General features: G+C 62.4%; 16 protein-coding genes and 1 pseudogene. 8 read left to right on the top strand and 9 right to left on the bottom strand.

The features are described 5' to 3' along the window. Together ACZCWR_RS26830 and ACZCWR_RS26825 are read right to left on the bottom strand one after the other, a co-directional pair. On the bottom strand, nt 1-1,587 hold the full coding sequence (locus ACZCWR_RS26830; protein ID WP_487306047.1) for a DHA2 family efflux MFS transporter permease subunit: 1,587 nt from the start codon (nt 1,585-1,587) through the stop codon (nt 1-3). Nucleotides 1,588-1,597: 10 nt separating this feature from the next. Further along, a complete protein-coding gene (locus ACZCWR_RS26825) occupies nt 1,598-2,797 on the bottom strand; it encodes an HlyD family secretion protein (protein ID WP_487306046.1) in 1,200 nt (399 codons plus the stop codon). 346 nt (nt 2,798-3,143) lie between these two features. Here ACZCWR_RS26825 and ACZCWR_RS26820 point away from each other — a divergent pair, with 346 nt between their 5' ends. After that, complete coding sequence (locus ACZCWR_RS26820; protein WP_487306045.1) at nt 3,144-3,755, top strand: universal stress protein; 612 nt, start codon at nt 3,144-3,146, stop codon at nt 3,753-3,755. On the opposite strand, the gene ACZCWR_RS26815 is transcribed toward ACZCWR_RS26820, so the two are convergent. Beyond that, the gene (locus ACZCWR_RS26815) at nt 3,708-4,454 is read right to left on the bottom strand and encodes an IclR family transcriptional regulator (protein WP_487306044.1); all 747 of its coding nucleotides are present in this window, start codon (nt 4,452-4,454) and stop codon (nt 3,708-3,710) included. The genes ACZCWR_RS26820 and ACZCWR_RS26815 overlap by 48 nt on opposite strands. A gap of 128 nt (nt 4,455-4,582) precedes the next feature. Between ACZCWR_RS26815 and ACZCWR_RS26810 the strand changes: the two genes are divergently transcribed. Then, nucleotides 4,583-5,764: a fumarylacetoacetate hydrolase family protein gene (locus tag ACZCWR_RS26810; protein ID WP_487306043.1), complete on the top strand. Its 1,182-nt coding sequence runs from the start codon at nt 4,583-4,585 to the stop codon at nt 5,762-5,764. On the opposite strand, the gene ACZCWR_RS26805 is transcribed toward ACZCWR_RS26810, so the two are convergent. The 5 genes from ACZCWR_RS26805 to ACZCWR_RS26785 form a co-directional block, all read right to left on the bottom strand. Continuing rightward, nucleotides 5,765-6,031, bottom strand: coding sequence for a helix-turn-helix domain-containing protein (locus ACZCWR_RS26805; RefSeq protein WP_488876526.1), 267 nt, complete (start codon nt 6,029-6,031; stop codon nt 5,765-5,767). It abuts the gene before it with no gap. Next, nucleotides 6,028-6,489, bottom strand: a complete 462-nt coding sequence (locus ACZCWR_RS26800) for a hypothetical protein (protein WP_487306042.1) — start codon at nt 6,487-6,489, stop codon at nt 6,028-6,030. The genes ACZCWR_RS26805 and ACZCWR_RS26800 overlap by 4 nt, the downstream gene beginning before the upstream one ends. A gap of 3 nt (nt 6,490-6,492) precedes the next feature. Then, nucleotides 6,493-6,879: an aggregation-promoting factor C-terminal-like domain-containing protein gene (locus tag ACZCWR_RS26795; protein ID WP_487306041.1), complete on the bottom strand. Its 387-nt coding sequence runs from the start codon at nt 6,877-6,879 to the stop codon at nt 6,493-6,495. Between the two features lie 111 nt (nt 6,880-6,990). Continuing rightward, nucleotides 6,991-7,974 carry a substrate-binding domain-containing protein gene (locus tag ACZCWR_RS26790; protein ID WP_487306040.1) on the bottom strand — a complete coding sequence of 328 codons (984 nt, stop codon included), beginning with the start codon at nt 7,972-7,974 and terminating at the stop codon, nt 6,991-6,993. 45 nt (nt 7,975-8,019) lie between these two features. After that, nucleotides 8,020-8,529, bottom strand: coding sequence for a GAF domain-containing protein (locus tag ACZCWR_RS26785; protein ID WP_487306039.1), 510 nt, complete (start codon nt 8,527-8,529; stop codon nt 8,020-8,022). A gap of 324 nt (nt 8,530-8,853) precedes the next feature. Between ACZCWR_RS26785 and ACZCWR_RS26780 the strand changes: the two genes are divergently transcribed. The 4 genes and pseudogenes from ACZCWR_RS26780 to ACZCWR_RS26765 all read left to right on the top strand — a co-directional run bounded on the left by ACZCWR_RS26780 (nt 8,854) and on the right by ACZCWR_RS26765 (nt 13,734). Further along, nucleotides 8,854-10,101, top strand: coding sequence for an ROK family transcriptional regulator (locus ACZCWR_RS26780; protein WP_487306159.1), 1,248 nt, complete (start codon nt 8,854-8,856; stop codon nt 10,099-10,101). Further along, complete coding sequence (locus tag ACZCWR_RS26775) at nt 10,091-11,647, top strand: sugar ABC transporter ATP-binding protein (protein WP_487306038.1); 1,557 nt, start codon at nt 10,091-10,093, stop codon at nt 11,645-11,647. Before ACZCWR_RS26780 ends, ACZCWR_RS26775 begins: the two co-directional genes overlap by 11 nt. 104 nt (nt 11,648-11,751) lie before the next feature. Next, nucleotides 11,752-12,702: pseudogene (locus ACZCWR_RS26770) on the top strand (ABC transporter permease subunit); the annotation flags it as partial. Nucleotides 12,703-12,789: 87 nt separating this feature from the next. Beyond that, the gene (locus ACZCWR_RS26765) at nt 12,790-13,734 is read left to right on the top strand and encodes an ABC transporter substrate-binding protein (protein ID WP_487306037.1); all 945 of its coding nucleotides are present in this window, start codon (nt 12,790-12,792) and stop codon (nt 13,732-13,734) included. Nucleotides 13,735-13,749: 15 nt separating this feature from the next. On the opposite strand, the gene ACZCWR_RS26760 is transcribed toward ACZCWR_RS26765, so the two are convergent. Next, nucleotides 13,750-14,673 (bottom strand): SMP-30/gluconolactonase/LRE family protein, encoded by a 924-nt coding sequence (locus ACZCWR_RS26760; RefSeq protein WP_487306036.1) that lies wholly within the window; start codon nt 14,671-14,673, stop codon nt 13,750-13,752. 117 nt (nt 14,674-14,790) lie between these two features. Between ACZCWR_RS26760 and ACZCWR_RS26755 the strand changes: the two genes are divergently transcribed. Next, complete coding sequence (locus ACZCWR_RS26755; RefSeq protein WP_487306035.1) at nt 14,791-15,282, top strand: molybdopterin-dependent oxidoreductase; 492 nt, start codon at nt 14,791-14,793, stop codon at nt 15,280-15,282. Beyond that, entirely contained in the window at nt 15,279-15,842 is a 564-nt protein-coding gene (locus ACZCWR_RS26750) for a nitrogen fixation protein NifQ (protein ID WP_487306034.1), read from the top strand. The genes ACZCWR_RS26755 and ACZCWR_RS26750 overlap by 4 nt, the downstream gene beginning before the upstream one ends. The last annotated feature ends 20 nt before the right edge of the window (nt 15,843-15,862 follow it).

Raw genomic sequence — 15,862 nt, 5'->3', positions numbered from 1 at the left:
TCAATGCCCTCCCGCCTGACCGGACGCTTTCACCGGCGAAAAGAACAACGATAGCGGAATGAACATGAACGAGAAGATCGCGCAGCCGAGAAACACGTCGAGATAGGCGAGAATCGTCGATTGCGAAACGAAAGTCTGGTACATGTGGCCGGTCGCATTGGTCATGGCTTGCGACATCGTTTGTCCGGTGTCCATCAGCGTTCGCGCGATTCGATTCACGGTATCGGTATAAGGCTGGTTCAGCGGCGTCATGTGTTCGACCAGATGCGCCATGTTCGCCTGCGTGCGCTCGCGGATCGCCGCTGTTGCCAAAGATATGCCGATGGAACCGGCCACGTTGCGGAACATGGTGAAGAGCGCGGAGGCATCGTTGTTCAGGTTCTTGGGCAGCGAGAGATATGCGAGCGTCGTCACCGGCACAAACAGAAAGCCGATGCCGATGGATTGCGCGCTGCGCATCTTCGTCAACGTCACATAGTCGATGTCGGGTACGAGGTGATGCGAGTAGAGCAACGCGCATCCCATCAGAAAGAAGCCGAACGCCACAAGAAAACGCGTCTGGATATAGTTCATCAGCTTGCTGACGATGGGTATCAGAAACACGATGCAGACCGCGCCCGGCGACAGCACGAGGCCCGCGAGCGTCGCCGTGTAACCGAGCGTCTGCTGCGCGAGTTGTGGAATGAGCACCGCGCTGCCGTAGAGCACGGACGCGAAGCCGAAGATCGCCGCCGAGCCGAGCGCGAAGTTGCGGTCCTTCAGCACGCGCAGATCGACCACGGGCCGTTTCGCGTACAACAGCCAGAACGTCGCGCCGATGATGCCCGCCGCCGCCAGCACGGCAAACGTGGTGATGAACGATGAGGAGAACCAGTCGTCGTCCTCGCCGCGATCCAGAAACACTTGCAGGCAGCCCAGTCCAATGGCGATCAAACCGATGCCTATCGCATCGAAACCGATCTTCTTCGGGTCCTGGCGCTTCTCCCAAGGCGGGTCTTCCACGAACTGCAACACGGCGAAGGTGGTCAACACGCCCACCGGCACGTTGATGAGAAACACCCAGCGCCACGTGAAGTTGTCGGTGATCCAGCCGCCGAGCGTCGGCCCGAGCACGGGCGCGACCACGATCGCCACCGCCGAGATGGAAAACGCGCGGCCGCGTTGTTCGGGCGGGAAGGTATCGAGAATGATCGATTGCTGGCTCGGTTGCAGCCCGCCGCCGAAGAAGCCTTGCAGAATCCGAAAGATGATGAGTTCACCCAGATTCGACGCGATGCCGCACATGAACGAGCACACCGTGAACGCGCCGATGCAAATCAGGAAGTAGCGCTTGCGTCCGAGGATCTTCGAGAAATACGCGGACAGCGGCAACACGATTCCGTTCGCGACGAGATACGAAGTCAGCGTCCACGTGGCTTCGTCGTAGCTCGCGGACATGGTGCCGGAAATATGCGGCAAGGCGACGTTGACGATGGTCGTGTCGAGCACTTCCATGAACGCCGCGAGCGTGACGACCACGGCGATCAGCCACGGATTCGAGCGTGGCTTCCAGCCGCTGTGATCGTGTTCGGCGGTGGTGTCGCTCATCGTCGGCGCCTCAGTGGCGGAGCATCACGGTCGGCACGACGGACAAGCCCAGCGGCAACGATTTGTCATCGTTCAACCCGCTATCGATGACGATCTTCACCGGCACGCGCTGCACGATCTTCACGAAGTTGCCGGTCGCGTTTTCAGCGGGGAACGCGGAGAAACGCGAGCCGCTGCCGAGCTGCACGCTGTCCACATGACCATGCAGCTTGATGCCGGGATATGCGTCGATATCGATATCCACCTTGTCGCCGGGATGCATGCGGTCGAGTTGCGATTCCTTGAAGTTCGCCGTGATCCACAGGCGCGTGGTGACGAGGTTCAGGATCGACGTGCCCGCTTGCAGGAAGGTGCCGTATTGCACGTTGCGCTTGGTGATCCAGCCATCGGAAGGCGCGCGCAGCTCGGTATAGCCGAGATTGAGTTGCGCGGTTTCGACCTGCGCTTCGGCCTGACGCACTTGCTGACGCTTTTCTTCGACGTTCGCGACCACGGTCGCAATCTGCTGCGGCACGAGCGCGGCGGTGCGCACTTGCGCGCGTGCCTGCGCCACGTTCGCCTGCGCGCTCTTTTGCTGGGCCGTTGCCGTATCGATGTTCTGTTGCGACGTCGCGCGGACATCCACGCTTCGCTGCCGTTGATACGCGGCATCCGCCTGCACGAGATTCGCGCGCGCGGTCTGTTCCTGCGCCTGAGCCTGCGCGAGTTGCGCCGGATACTGCACGCGCGCCACTTCCAACTGCGTCTGCGCCGATTGCAGTTGCGCCTGTGCGAGACCGAGCGCTGCGTTCGCCTGATCGAGTTGCGCCTGATAATCGCGCGGATCGATCTTGATGAGCAGATCGCCCTTGTGGACGAAGCGGTTGTCGTCGATATTCATCAGCACGACGTAGCCTGATACCTTCGGCGCGATGGTGACGACATCGCCATCGGTATAGGCGTCGTCGGTGCTTTCCTGATTGCGCGTCATCAGCCACCAGACGATCGCGCCAATGGCAAGGATCACGACCACGATCGCAAGAATGATGATCGGTTTTTTACCGGGCTTCTTGCGGTCCTTGCCGTCGTCCTTCTTTTGATCGTCATCCTTGGAGCCGTTCCCGTTGGTCTTGGCTTTGACCTTGGGCTTGGCGCGGGCGTCGTCGCTCGGCCCTTGTTCGGCGTGCGTGTCAGGGCGTGCGTTTTCGTGGGTGTCGTCTTGATCTGGCATTGCCGCTCACATCGGGTTGAATCCCGGTCGGGGCGCCGGGCGGAACCGCTGCTGAAACTGCGCGTGCAATCATACGAATGCGATTCGAATGCTTTCGAATACCTTGGAACGCTGTGTCGCCCGTCTGGCGGGCATTCGAGGCGATTACGGAAGCAAGGCACGTTCCTTAACATGCGCACTTGCCCGTAAGCCGAACAAATATGCGGGTTGGCATGTTTCTTAGCCGTGTTTCGCCAGACGCTTTGTGTCGGCGGGCGTGTAAAACTTCTCTCATTCCCGTCTAACTTTGCGCGGCGATGATGCTCTCCTAACCAGCCCCTTCAAGTCAGTTCGGACGGAGAACATCATGTACAGGCATATTTTTGTCGCTATCGGAACCAGTCTCAGCGAACACGCCCTGAGCGCCGCCATTGCGCGGGCGCGGGAATGCAATGCGCGTCTGACCGCGCTTCATGTCGTCGATCAGACGCCGTGGTGGGCGGTGGTCACGGCGGATTGCAACAGCGCGGAGACGCTCGCCGTCATCGACGATCACGCGCGCGCCGTGCGACGCTACAGCGCGCGGATGATGGATCGTGCGGGCATCGACGGCGTGGCGCGCAGTGTCGTGATGCCGCTGTCCGGCGAGTCGATGGGCGAAGTCATCGCGGCCGCCGCGCGCGAGTGCGGCGCGGATCTCGTCGTGCTCGGCGGCGAGGACGATCACGGCTGGCGTCATGGCGAGCCGCGTCTGCGCGATATCGTGTGCGCGGGGATCGACTGCGACGTGCTGATCGCATCGCACGGCCCGACGCTCGGCGCGGCGGACGAGATGGAGCGCATCGAGGCACGCTTCGCGATGCGTGTCGCGCAGCAGGACGGCAGGCCCGCGCGACGGCGCATCGAGCGGCGCGATCCGATTCCACCGGTTTCAAAGCGCCTGACGCAGCTTCCCGGCCATCTGCACGACGCCGATTGAGATTTGCTTCTCGCGCTTTGCATCGAGCCGGCCGACGGGCACGCTGGTGGATACCGCCACGCGCTTGCCTGCGGGCGTCATGCCGATGTAGGCCGCGAAGCATGCCAGCCCTTCGGTGACTTCTTCGCGTTCGACCGCCAGCCCGCTCACGCGAATGGCGGCGAGTTCGCGCAGCAAGGCCGCGCGGCGCGTGATGGTGCGCGGCGTCACCGCTTCGAGACGGTCGGGGAGACGCGCGATGACGTCATCATCGGCAAGACCCGCAAGCAGCGCCTTGCCGAGCGCGCAGCAATGCGCGGGCAGCCGCGAACCGAGGTCCGACACCAGCCGCACCGGCCGATGCGCATCCTCCCGCGCCACGTACACCACATGCAAGCCGTCGAGCACGGCAAGCTGCACGACCTCGTTGTGCTTGTTGATGAACGCGCCCGCGTGCTCGCGGAAAGCGGACTGCAAGGCATCGTGACGCACGTAGGCATTGCCCAGTTCGAACAGGCCGACGCCGATCACATAGCCTTCGTCGCGCTTCTCGACCCATTGCAGACGCGCGAGTGTTTCGAGCATCAGATAAAGCGTGCTGCGCGAAAGGCCCGTTTCTTCCGCAAGCGATGCCGCGCGCACCGGTTTCGCGGCAGCGGCGAGCGCTTCGAGGATGTCGTTTGTGCGGCGCAGCGCGGGGACATCGTAGGCTTTTTCCATGTGTGTGAGCGCAAAAGCGAGGAACACATTATTCCAACAGGTTGGATAAACATGCAACCCGATGGACACTCGAAAGCACGAAGGCTACGATCGTTTCTCCTTTTTTCGCTTTCACACGGCTCAAGCTCATGCAAACACTTTCCGTCGCCGCCTGCCTGCCTGAAGATCTCGCCGATGCCGTGTTGATCGGCCGCGTGTGGCGTCCCGCACCCGTCGATGGCCCGGCGGTCGTCGCGGTGCGCGGTGGCGAGGTATTCGACATCACGCGCGCCGCGCCGACCACGGCGGACCTGTTCGATCGTCCCGATGCGCTGGACATCGCGCGCAATGCGCCGGGTGAGCACATCGGCCATGTTCAGGCGTTGATGCAGGCCGCGCTCGACGGCAACACCGATGGCCCGCGTCTGCTTGCTCCGTGCGACGTGCAGGCCGTGAAAGCATGCGGCGTGACCTTTGCCGTGAGTCTTCTGGAACGCGTGATCGAGGAACAGGCCGGCGGCGATGCCAGCCGCGCGCAGGAAGTGCGCGACACCATCAACAAGCTGATCGGCGCGGATCTTTCGAAGATCAAGCCCGGTTCGGAAAGCGCGGCGAAGCTGAAGGCCGAGCTTGAGCGGCGTGGCGCGTGGTCGCAATACATGGAAGTGGGCATCGGGCCGGATGCGGAGGTGTTTTCGAAGTCTCAGCCGATGTCGTCGGTTGGTTTCGGCGCGGATGTCGGCTTATATCCCACGTCGCAGTGGAATAACCCGGAGCCGGAAATCGTGCTTGCGGTGAATGCGCGTGGGGAGATCGTCGGCGCAGCGCTCGGCAATGATGTGAATCTGCGCGATATCGAAGGCCGCAGCGCGCTGTTGCTTGGCAAGGCTAAGGACAACAACGGTTCATGTGCGATTGGGCCGTTCGTGCGGCTCTTTGATGATCGCTTCACGCTCGATACGGTGCGGGGGACGAGCGTGTCGTTGCGCATCGAAGGCGTGGACGATGACTTCGTGCTGGAAGGCGTGAGTCACATGAGCGAAATCAGCCGCGATCCCGCCGATCTGGTGACGCAGACGCATGGGGCGCATCATCAGTATCCGGATGGGTTCATGCTGTTTCTCGGCACCATGTTTTCGCCGATCAAGGATCGGGATACGAAGGGGGGTGGGTTCACGCATCATCTTGGGGATGTGGTGACGATTTCCACGCCTGAGTTGGGGGCGCTTGTTAATACGGTGAGGCTTTCGACGGAGATCGAGCCTTGGATCGTGGGGGTTAGGGCGTTGTATGGGAGTTTGGCGAAGCGGGGGTTGCTAAAGGCGGGGTGATTAGATTGTGAAGCTCTTTCCGCGCATGAAGGTTTCGCGCATCTTCTCCTCGCTGATGCCGCGAAACTGACCGCGCATGAGTTGTGACAGTGCGGGCTGGCTGATTGCAAGCGCTTCGGCAGCCTGTTGTTGCGTCCAGCGATGCGTCTTGATGATTTCGCTGACCGTGCCGGCAAGCTGCGCCTTGAAGTGCATTCCTTCAGCGTCGGGAAGGTCGAGGTCGGCGTAGACGTTGCCGCTGCTACGTTCGATTTCAATCGCGCTCATGACTCGACCGCTTTCAGAAGTTTGAATTCCAGACCGTTAAACCGGTAGAAGTAGGTGCCCCGCTCGCGTTCATCCTTCCTTCCGCGAACGATCAGCAAGCAACTGTCCTTCCGATAATCGAGCGGCTCGACAACATCGGATGGCCAATCCGACACGGTAAAAGGAAGCACGACAGCATTGCCCGTTTTCGCATCGACGGTTCCGGCCATCACGCAACCCGCGCCGCAGCCCCATTCAAGCAAGATATAGTGGCCCGCGAAGTTCACGGACTGATCGGCCGCTCGTGCAAACTGGCTTGCATATCGGCGGCTTTTTGAATCGTGTAGTTCGATCTTGAGGGGCTTTCGCGGCACTTCGACTTTTGACTTGCAGTCCGAGAAAGCAGGCTCTTGCGCGAAAGCACGACAGTCGAAAGCGGATATAAACACCAAGGTGAGAAAGAAAAGTTTCAAGCGCATGAGTCAGTACCAGTGGTGTTTTTCCCAGAAGGCACGCGCCATTTTCGCGGTATGGTAACGCCCGTAGATGTAGCGAATGCCGCCTTGACATTCTTCCACTGCATTGCCGAGCGACTTCTCGCCATTCGGGTATAGACCGTATTGGGCTCTCAAGAGCTGGTATAACCCACGCGCGGACGAGTCCTCGTTACGAGCACCGACTACGCCGCTCGATTCCTGAGCAAGAATCCATAGCAGGCCGTCGAAATCGGCTGCTGAAACGCCTTCCTTTTCGATGGCCGCTCTAAGTGCAGCCCTGACCTGCAAAGGAACAACGTCCGTCGAGATGGCTTTCCACGCCTTCTTGCCATGCAAGATGCGTCGATGGGAATGAGCAAGTTGGCCCTGCATGCGTCTGTCCGTGAATATGGTGCTTTCAGCCTACATATACAGTTGACGGCATTTAACTAGAGTATTCCTAACTTTAGTTGACGCTCGTCCGCACAAAAGGCCTGAGACCCCTCAAGCCCCATTCCCCACCACACTCCCCTTCATCACCACCTGCACCGGCGTCTGAATATACGGCGACAAATCCCTTTGCCGCCGTCTCTCCAACAACGCCTTCACCGCCACATCCACCCCAAAAACCGCCTGCCTCGCTCCAAACTGTTCGACAGTCGCAAGCAAGCGCCCATCGGCCAACATCGGCGCGACGGCTTCGATATTGTTATACCCCGTCACCAGCACGCGCGGCTTTTTACCGGCGATACGCAACGCATCGATCGCGCCGATCGCCAGGTTGTCGTTCGCGCACATGAAGCCCGCAATAGCTGCATTCGCGCTCAACATCTGCAAGGCGATGACCTTGCCGCTCGCTGTGCTCCAGTCGCCCGAATCGGTCGCAACGACGTGCATGCCCGCCGCATCCATCGCGCGCTTGAAACCGGCCGTGCGCTGTTGCGCGTTGAGATCGTTCACCGGTCCGGCGATGATCCCCACGTCGCTGCCCGCCTTCAACTTCGTGCCGAGATAATCGCCGACGAGCCGTGCCCCACGCCGGCTGTCTGGACCAACAAAGGGAATCGACACGCCCGCCGCATCCTGCGCGGCTTCGTCGAACGGCGTATCGATGGCGATCACGATGATGCCCGCCGCAATCGCCTTCGCCATCGCGGGAAGCAGCGCCTTCGAATCGGTCGGCGCGATCACGATGGCGCTGACCTTCGCCTCCGTCAGCGTGCGCACGATGCGAATCTGGCCCGCGACATCGTTATCGGTCTGCGTGCCGTACGCCTGCAAATCGAGTTGCGATGCGTAATGCCGCTGATAGTTCTGCGCGCCCTCGATCATGGTCGTGACGAACGGATCGCCCAGCGACTTCATGACGAGCGCGACGACCGCCTTGGCATCGTTCGAAGAAGCCTGCGCGCGCACCGGGCCGTGCACGAGCGCGCATGCGCCGGAAGCGCAGGCGGCAAGCAATCGGCGGCGGGCGAGACTCGTCATCGGGATTGGGGTCGCCTTATGTCGGCGTAAGCGCCGGTCAGCGCATCAACGAGAATTCGAAGGCTTGTTCCATGCATGCGCGATGAACGCAGTGCACAGCGCTTCCATGCCGGTGGCGTCTTCGTTATCGAAGCGTCCGGGAACGGGACTGTCCACGTCCCACACGCCGATCAGCGTGCCGTCGCTTGCGACGAGCGGCACGACGACCTCCGAGCGCGAAGCCGAATCACAGGCGATATGGCCGGGAAACGCTTCGACGTCCGGCACGACCTGCGTGCTGCGCTCGCGCGCCGCCGTGCCGCACACGCCGCGCCCAAGCGCGATGCGCACGCACGCCGGTTTCCCCTGAAACGGCCCGACGACAAGCTCGGTGCCATCGAACAGATAGAAGCCAGCCCAGTTCAGATCGGGCAGCGAATGGAACACGAGCGCCGAGAAATTCGCCGCGTTGGCGATGAAGTCGCTTTCATCGGCGAGCAGGGAACGGACTTGCTGAAGCAGATCGTCGTAGTGCGCAGCCTTGCTCGCATGCGCGGCCTGAGAGATGGAAAACATGATGGCGGTCGAACGCGCGGCGCGCGAGAAATCGGAAAAAACTCAAAGTGCCGCCGACGATAGCACAACGCGCCACCCGTCGCTTTGCGCACTGCGGCTTGGACTTGCGCATTGCATCGCCTAGTGTGGAAGCGCCGATCCATCGTCTAAGCAAAATTCGAACGATCAATTCAAAAGGCGCTTACTTCCTACATCTTCGACTATTTCACGTTCTTCGGGATTTCCCTCCTTTACTTCAAGTCCGGCTCGTTCTTAAATAAATCAACTTGATTTAATTAATGGCCACGGCACTGACCGATGGCCAAATCCGGAGACGAATGCGTGATAGCCCCAGGCGGCAAAAACGGCAGAGGCAGCAATTCGGCGAGCGTGCGCCGGTACAACGAGCGGCTGTTGCTGCAAGCGTTGCGGCGCACCGAGCCTGCGTCGAAGGCCGATCTCGCGCGTCACGCCAATCTGACGAGCACGGCGGTCGGCGGCATCATCGAGTCGCTGGAGAAGGCGGGGCTGATCGAGTATTCCGGGCGCAGGCTCGACGGTCAGCGCGGCCAGCCCGCCTCGCTCATCCGGCTCGATCCGCGCGGCGCGTTCGGCATCGGCGTAAGGCTGGACCGGACCAGCATCGAGACGGTGCTGGTGAATTTCGCGGGCGATGTGCTCGCGCGCAGCGCCATCGATACCGTGCTGCCACATCCGGACGCGGTGCTCGAAATCGTCGAACGCGATGTGCGGCGCATGCTGGACCTGTTGAGCGCGGCGGAACGCGAACGGCTGACGGGCATCGGCATCGCGCAGCCGTTCAATCTCGGCAGTTGGCTGCGCGAACTCGGCCTGCCCGCCGACACCTTCCGCGCGTGGGACGACACCGACTTTCCGCAAGCGCTGTCGCGCGCGCTCTCGCTGCCGGTCTTCACCGAAAACGACGGCAACGCCGCCGCGACCGCCGAACTGTTCTACGGCCACGGCCGACGCTGCGACGACTTCATCTATCTGTTCCTCGGACCGGCCATCGGCGGCGGTATCGCGATCGATGGCGACTGTCTGCGCGGCGCATCGGGCAATGCGGGCGATATCGGCGTGATTCCGGTGCCGCCGTCGCGCCTGCCGTCCGCGCCGCAACCGGCCGGTGCATGGGACATTTTGCTGTCGCGGGCGTCGCTCAATGCGCTGGTGCGGCATCTGAACTACAGCGGCGCGCCCGCGAACAACCGCGTGGATTTGCAGGCCTGCATCGAACAGCGTCTGCCCGCGGTGGACGAATGGATCGACGACTGCATCGAGGCGCTCGCGCCCGCGCTGCGCTCCACGCTGTGCGTGCTCGACGTGCCGATGGTCGTGATCGATTCCGATATCGACGGCGGCTTGCTCGATCAACTCGTGCAACGTCTCGCCGCGACGCTCAACGCCAACGCGCCGGAATCGCGCGGCACGCCTGCGCTGGTGCGCGGCAGTTTCGGTTCGGACGCGGGCGCGATCGGCGCGGCCACGTTGCCGATGTTCTTCAATTTCTCACCGCGCGCGGGCGTTCGCCACGCGGGCATCAAGTCCCTGGAGGTGAACCATGCCGCATGATCCGGCCGAATCCGCTTCAGTTCGAACGCCGCTGCTGGAGATGCGCGGCATCAGCAAGACTTTTCCGGGCGTGCGCGCGTTGAACGACGTGCGGCTGTCCGTGTTCCCCGGCGAAGTGCATTCGTTGATGGGCGAAAACGGCGCGGGCAAATCCACGCTGATGAAGATTCTGTCCGGCGCGTATCAGGCCGATGCAGGCGGTCAGATTCTCGTCGATGGCACGCCGGTCACCATCGACGGGCCGCTGGCCGCGCGTTCGCTGGGCGTCGCGGTGATCTATCAGGAGTTGAGTCTCGCGCCGAATCTGTCAGTGGCAGAGAACATTTATGCGGGGCGCGAACTGCGCAAGGGCCGTCTGATCGACCGCGCAGGCATGGAGCGCGGCTGCGAGGACGTGCTCAAGCGTCTCGGCGCGACCTTCAAGCCGCATACGCTGGTCGGCGACTTGTCGATTGCCGAGCGGCAACTCGTCGAGATCGCGCGCGCGGTGCATGCCAAGGCGCGCATTCTCGTGATGGACGAACCGACCACGCCGCTCTCCTCGCGCGAAACCGACCGCCTGTTCGAACTCGTGCGCACGTTGCGCGCGGAAGGCATCGCGATCATCTATATCTCGCATCGGATGGCGGAGATTTACGAGTTGTCGGATCGCGTGTCGGTGCTGCGCGACGGCGCCTACGTCGGCACGCTGATGCGCGACGAACTCTCCGCCGAAAGCCTCGTCAAGATGATGGTCGGCCGCGATATTTCGGGCTTCTACAAGAAAGAGCACGCCGCCTACGATCCGGGCAACGTGGTGCTGTCCGTGCGCGATATCGCCGACGACAACCGCGTGAAAGGATGCAGCCTCGACCTGCATTCGGGCGAAGTGCTCGGCGTCGCGGGTCTGGTCGGTGCGGGCCGCACGGAACTCGCGCGCCTGATCTTCGGCGCGGAACCCGCCACGCGCGGCGAAGTGTCGATGCACGGCAAGCCGCTCAAGCTGCGCACGCCGCGCGACGCCATCGATGCCGGTCTCGTCTATCTGACCGAAGACCGCAAGGGCCAGGGCCTGTTCCTCGACATGAGCGTGCGCGACAACATCAACATCACGATTGCCGGGCGCGACGCGAAAGCGGGCGTGATGGACCTGCCGCGCGGCAACACGCGCGCGAAGGACGCCATTGCCGCGCTCACCATTCGCGTGCCGAACATGCGCGTGAACGTGGGCGCGCTGTCCGGCGGCAATCAACAAAAGGTGCTGCTTTCGCGGCTCTTGGAAACGAAACCCGAAGTGTTGATCCTCGATGAACCCACACGCGGCGTCGATATCGGCGCGAAGTCTGAGATCTATCGAATCATCAACGATCTGGCGAATACCGGCGTGGGGATCATCGTGATATCGAGCGAACTGCCGGAAGTGATCGGCGTGGCGGATCGCGTGGTCGTGATGCGGGAAGGGGAAATCGCGGGCGAACTCGGCGGCCATTCCGGCCGGGCGATTTCGCAGGAGGCGATCATCGAACTGGCGACGGGATCGAAGGTCGTGCTGGGTCAGGCGGCATAAGAGCATATCTGGAGAGAGACATGGCTGATACGACGAAGCATCACGATACGGGCACGGCACCCGTCAAGGCCGAAAGTGTGGCGCAGCGGCAAAAGAGCATCGAGCACCGCGAACGCATGCAGGTGTTGATGCGAACGGCGGGCATGTTGCCGGTGCTGATCTTGCTGTGCATCGGTTTCGGCATCGTCACGGACGGGTTCTTCAGCTTCCAGAACCTGTCGATCGTCGCGCAGCAGGCGTCGATCAACATCGTGCTCGCGGCAGGGATGACGTTCGTCATTCTCACGGGCGGCATCGATCTGTCGGTCGGCTCGGTGCTGTCGGCGGCGGCGGTCACGGCGTTGCTGGCATCGAATATTCCGGGCATGGGGTGGCTGGGCATTCCCGCCGCGCTGGCCACGGGTCTGGGCTTCGGCGTCGTCAACGGTCTTTTGATCTCGCTGCTCAAGCTGCCGCCGTTCATCGTGACGCTCGGTTCGCTCACGGCGGTGCGCGGCATCGCGCGGCTGATCGGTCACGATACGACCATCTTCAATCCGCAACTGTCGTTCGCGTTCATCGGCAACGATTCGCTGTTCGGCGTTCCGTGGCTCGTCATCATCGCGTTGCTGGTGGTGGCTGTGTCGTGGTTCATTCTGCGGCGCACGGTGCTGGGCCTGCGCATCTATTCGGTCGGCGGCAATCCCGAAGCGGCGCGGCTCTCGGGCATCAAGGTGTGGGGCATTCAGCTTTTCGTCTACGCGATGTCGGGCATGCTCGCCGGTCTGGGCGCGGTGATGTCCGCCGCGCGACTCTTTGCCGCCAACGGCCTGCAACTCGGCCAGTCGTATGAACTCGATGCCATCGCCGCGGTCATTCTCGGCGGCACGAGTTTCGTGGGCGGCGTCGGGTCGATCGTCGGCACGCTGGTGGGCGCGCTCATCATCGCGGTGCTGTCGAACGGTCTCGTGCTGCTCGGCGTGTCGGATATCTGGCAGTACATCGTGAAGGGGCTGGTCATCATCGGCGCGGTGACGCTCGACCGTTATCGTCAACGTGGTTCGGCCCGTACCTGAACCTGATTACACTTGTTCGGATGCATGCAGGTCCGCATGCATCCGGCCTTTATCCTCGATACCAACGGACCCTCTGGAGACAACAACATGCGCAAGAACAAACTCGTGGCCAGCGTCGCACTCGCGCTCGGTTTCTGCATGACCATGCCCGCGCAGGCGGCAGACAAGCAACTGAAGGCGGTGGGCATCACGGTCGGGTCGCTCGGCAATCCGTACTTCGTCACCATCGCGAACGGCGCGGAAGCCAAGGCCAAGCAGATCAACCCGAGCGCGAAAGTAACAGCGGTGTCGTCCGACTACGACATGAACAAGCAGTTCACGCAGATCGACAACTTCATCTCGGCGCACGTGGACATCATCCTGCTCAACGCGGTCGATCCGAAGGCGATCGAGCCGGCGGTGAAGAAGGCGCGCGCGGCGGGCATCGTCGTGGTCGCGGTGGATGTGGCGGCGGCAGGCGCGGACGCCACGGTGCAGACCAACAACGTGCAGGCGGGCGAACTCGCGTGCGATTTCATGGCGAAGAAGCTCGGCGGCAAGGGCAACGTGGTGATCGAGAACGGCCCGCAAGTGTCGGCGGTGATCGATCGCGTGAAAGGCTGCAAGACCGTGCTGGCGAAGAATCCGAACATCAAGGTGCTGTCCGACGATCAGGACGCCAAGGGTTCGCGTGAAGGCGGCATGAACGCGATGCAGGGTTATCTCACGCGCTTCCCGAAACTCGACGGCGTGTTCGCGATCAACGATCCGCAGGCCATCGGCACGGATCTGGCGGCCAAGCAGTTGCGGCGGAACAATATCGTCATCACGTCGGTGGATGGCGCGCCGGATATCGAAAACGCGCTCAAGACCGACACGATGGTGCAGGCGTCCGCCAGCCAGGATCCGTGGTCGATGGCGCAGCAGGCGGTGGGCGTGGGCTACGACATCATGAACGGCAAGAAGCCCGCCGATCCGATGATCCTCATGCCCTCGAACCTCATCACGCGTGACAACGTGGGTTCGTACAAGGGCTGGTCGTCGCCGCATTAAAAGAAAGAAAGCGCGTCATTTGATGGGCCAGACGCGCAGGCTGCTGGGCTTGTCGCGGTCGCTCGAACGATCGACCGCGATCAGCCGCTTGCGCGCCCGGTCCACCGCGACGCCGCGCGGCTGGTCGAGATCGTTGGCGATCACGGTCGGCGTGCCGCGCTTCGAGAAGCTGCAAATGCCGTGCGGGCCGCACTTCGTGTAGAGCGTGCCTTCACGTGTCGATGCCAGCAAATCGGGCGCTTCGACCTGCGCGAAAACGTCGGTCGCCGGAAGGGGTGGATCGGCGACGCGCGCGGCTTGCCAGTCCACGCGATAGATGCGGTTCGCCGCCTGATCGCTGATAAAGAGCGTATCGCCGAAGAACGCGAGTCCGACCGGCTTCGACAGTCCGGTGACGATATCGCGCTCCGTCACGCTGCCCGGCGTCGCGCCGCGCGTGATGATGCTCACGCCGCCCGTCGCGGGCGCATCGCCTTCCTTCGTGAACCAGCTCGACAGATACGAACCGCCGTTGAGCACGTAAAGCCCGAGGCGCCGCCGCGCGGGATTCGTGTCCGATGCGAGCGTGACTTGTCCGCCGGGCGCGACATCGAACACGGCGCTCGACGTGCCGAAGCCGAAGCGTTCCACCAGCAAATGCCCGTTCGGCCCGAACGCAATCTGGCTCAGGCTCGCGCGCCCGTTGTCCTGCGCCGGAAGGCTCGCGTAAGGCATGAACTGCGGCGAGGCATCGGCGATATTCGCGCTCTGCACGACGCCGTTGGTCTTGTCATCCGTGACGAAGACCGCGCCGTCCATCTGCCGCACCGCGATGCCGTTCGGCGTGACCGACAGCGGCACCGTGAGCGGCGCGCCGACATCGCTCGCGCCGCCTCCGCCCGTGGCGCACGCGCCCGTCAACAGGGCCGCTGCGGTCAGCCACGCAAGACGCCGAATCATGTGCTTCTCCTGTAATAACGCGTGGACCATCATCGATATGCGGCCGAAAACATGGCATCGCGTTTTCGCTCGTAATATAGTCGCAGATATAGCGACGTGACCTGCGAGCTTATCTCCATGCAACTTGCTTACCCGAACCCCGTCAGCACCATGCCGGTCGTCGAGATCGGCGGCGCGGTGCAGCGCCCGCAACGCTTCGATCTTGCCGCATTGCGCGAATTCGCGAGTGTGAGCATCGCGCCATTCGATCTGGTGTGCTTCTCGACTGGCCGCTACATTCGTCCAATGAAAAGTTATCGCGGTGTGCCTCTGCGCATTTTGCTCGATGCAGCGGGCGTGCGCCGTCCCGACAACACGGATTTCAAGCGCACGGTGTTTCTCGCGCAGGCGCACGATGGCTATTCGGTCGTGTTCTCGTGGCATGAGTTGTTCAACACGCCGATCGGCGATCAGGCCATCGTCGCGTATGAATGTGGCGAGCGTGAGATCGGCGTGGAAAGCGGCTTGCCGGTGCTCGTGTCCGGCGCCGACAACGTTCACGCGCCGCGCCATATGAAGCGCCTCACGCGCATCGATGCGCACATTCTCGGAAGCTGTCACCTCCCATGAACGGTGCGGCGCGCGCCCTGCTCGCCCGCGCTGCCGTTCCTCACGCGGCCGATACGGTGCTGTTCGCGCGGCTGATCGGTGCGCGTGTCGAAGGTGGTGATCTATCGTTGCTCGGGTTGACTGACGACGCGCTTTCTGCTTTGATCGAGCGGCATTTTCCCGGCGCTGCGGTTCCATTCGCAGGGCGCCGTCTTGTTTTGCACAACACGTTCAGGCGCGATCTGCGCGCGCTGCTGCTTTGGCACGACCGCACGGATTGCCGGGATGATGTCCGTTGTCTCGCCTCCATCATCGCGGAAGCCTCGCTGCGGCCGGATCATCTCTGGCGCGACCTCGGCCTGAGCGGCCGCGATGATGTCACCGCGATGCTCGATCGTCACTATCCCGCGTTGATCGCGCGCAATGTCGCGAACCTGCGCTGGAAGAAGTTTCTCGCGCAGGAAGTGGCGCGGGCGCATGCGGTTGCATCGGCAAGTGTGGTTGCTTGCGCGCCCGGTTGTCCCGGCTGCGAAGACTTCACATTTTGCTATCCCGAAGGCACCGCGCGCGTGCCGGTCTGAACACGCGTTCGTGTATCCTT

The sequence above is a fragment of the Caballeronia sp. A2-2 genome, from assembly GCF_057612605.2.
Note: the sequence above shows the minus strand (reverse complement) of the source record. Positions and strands in the feature narration are given on the sequence as shown.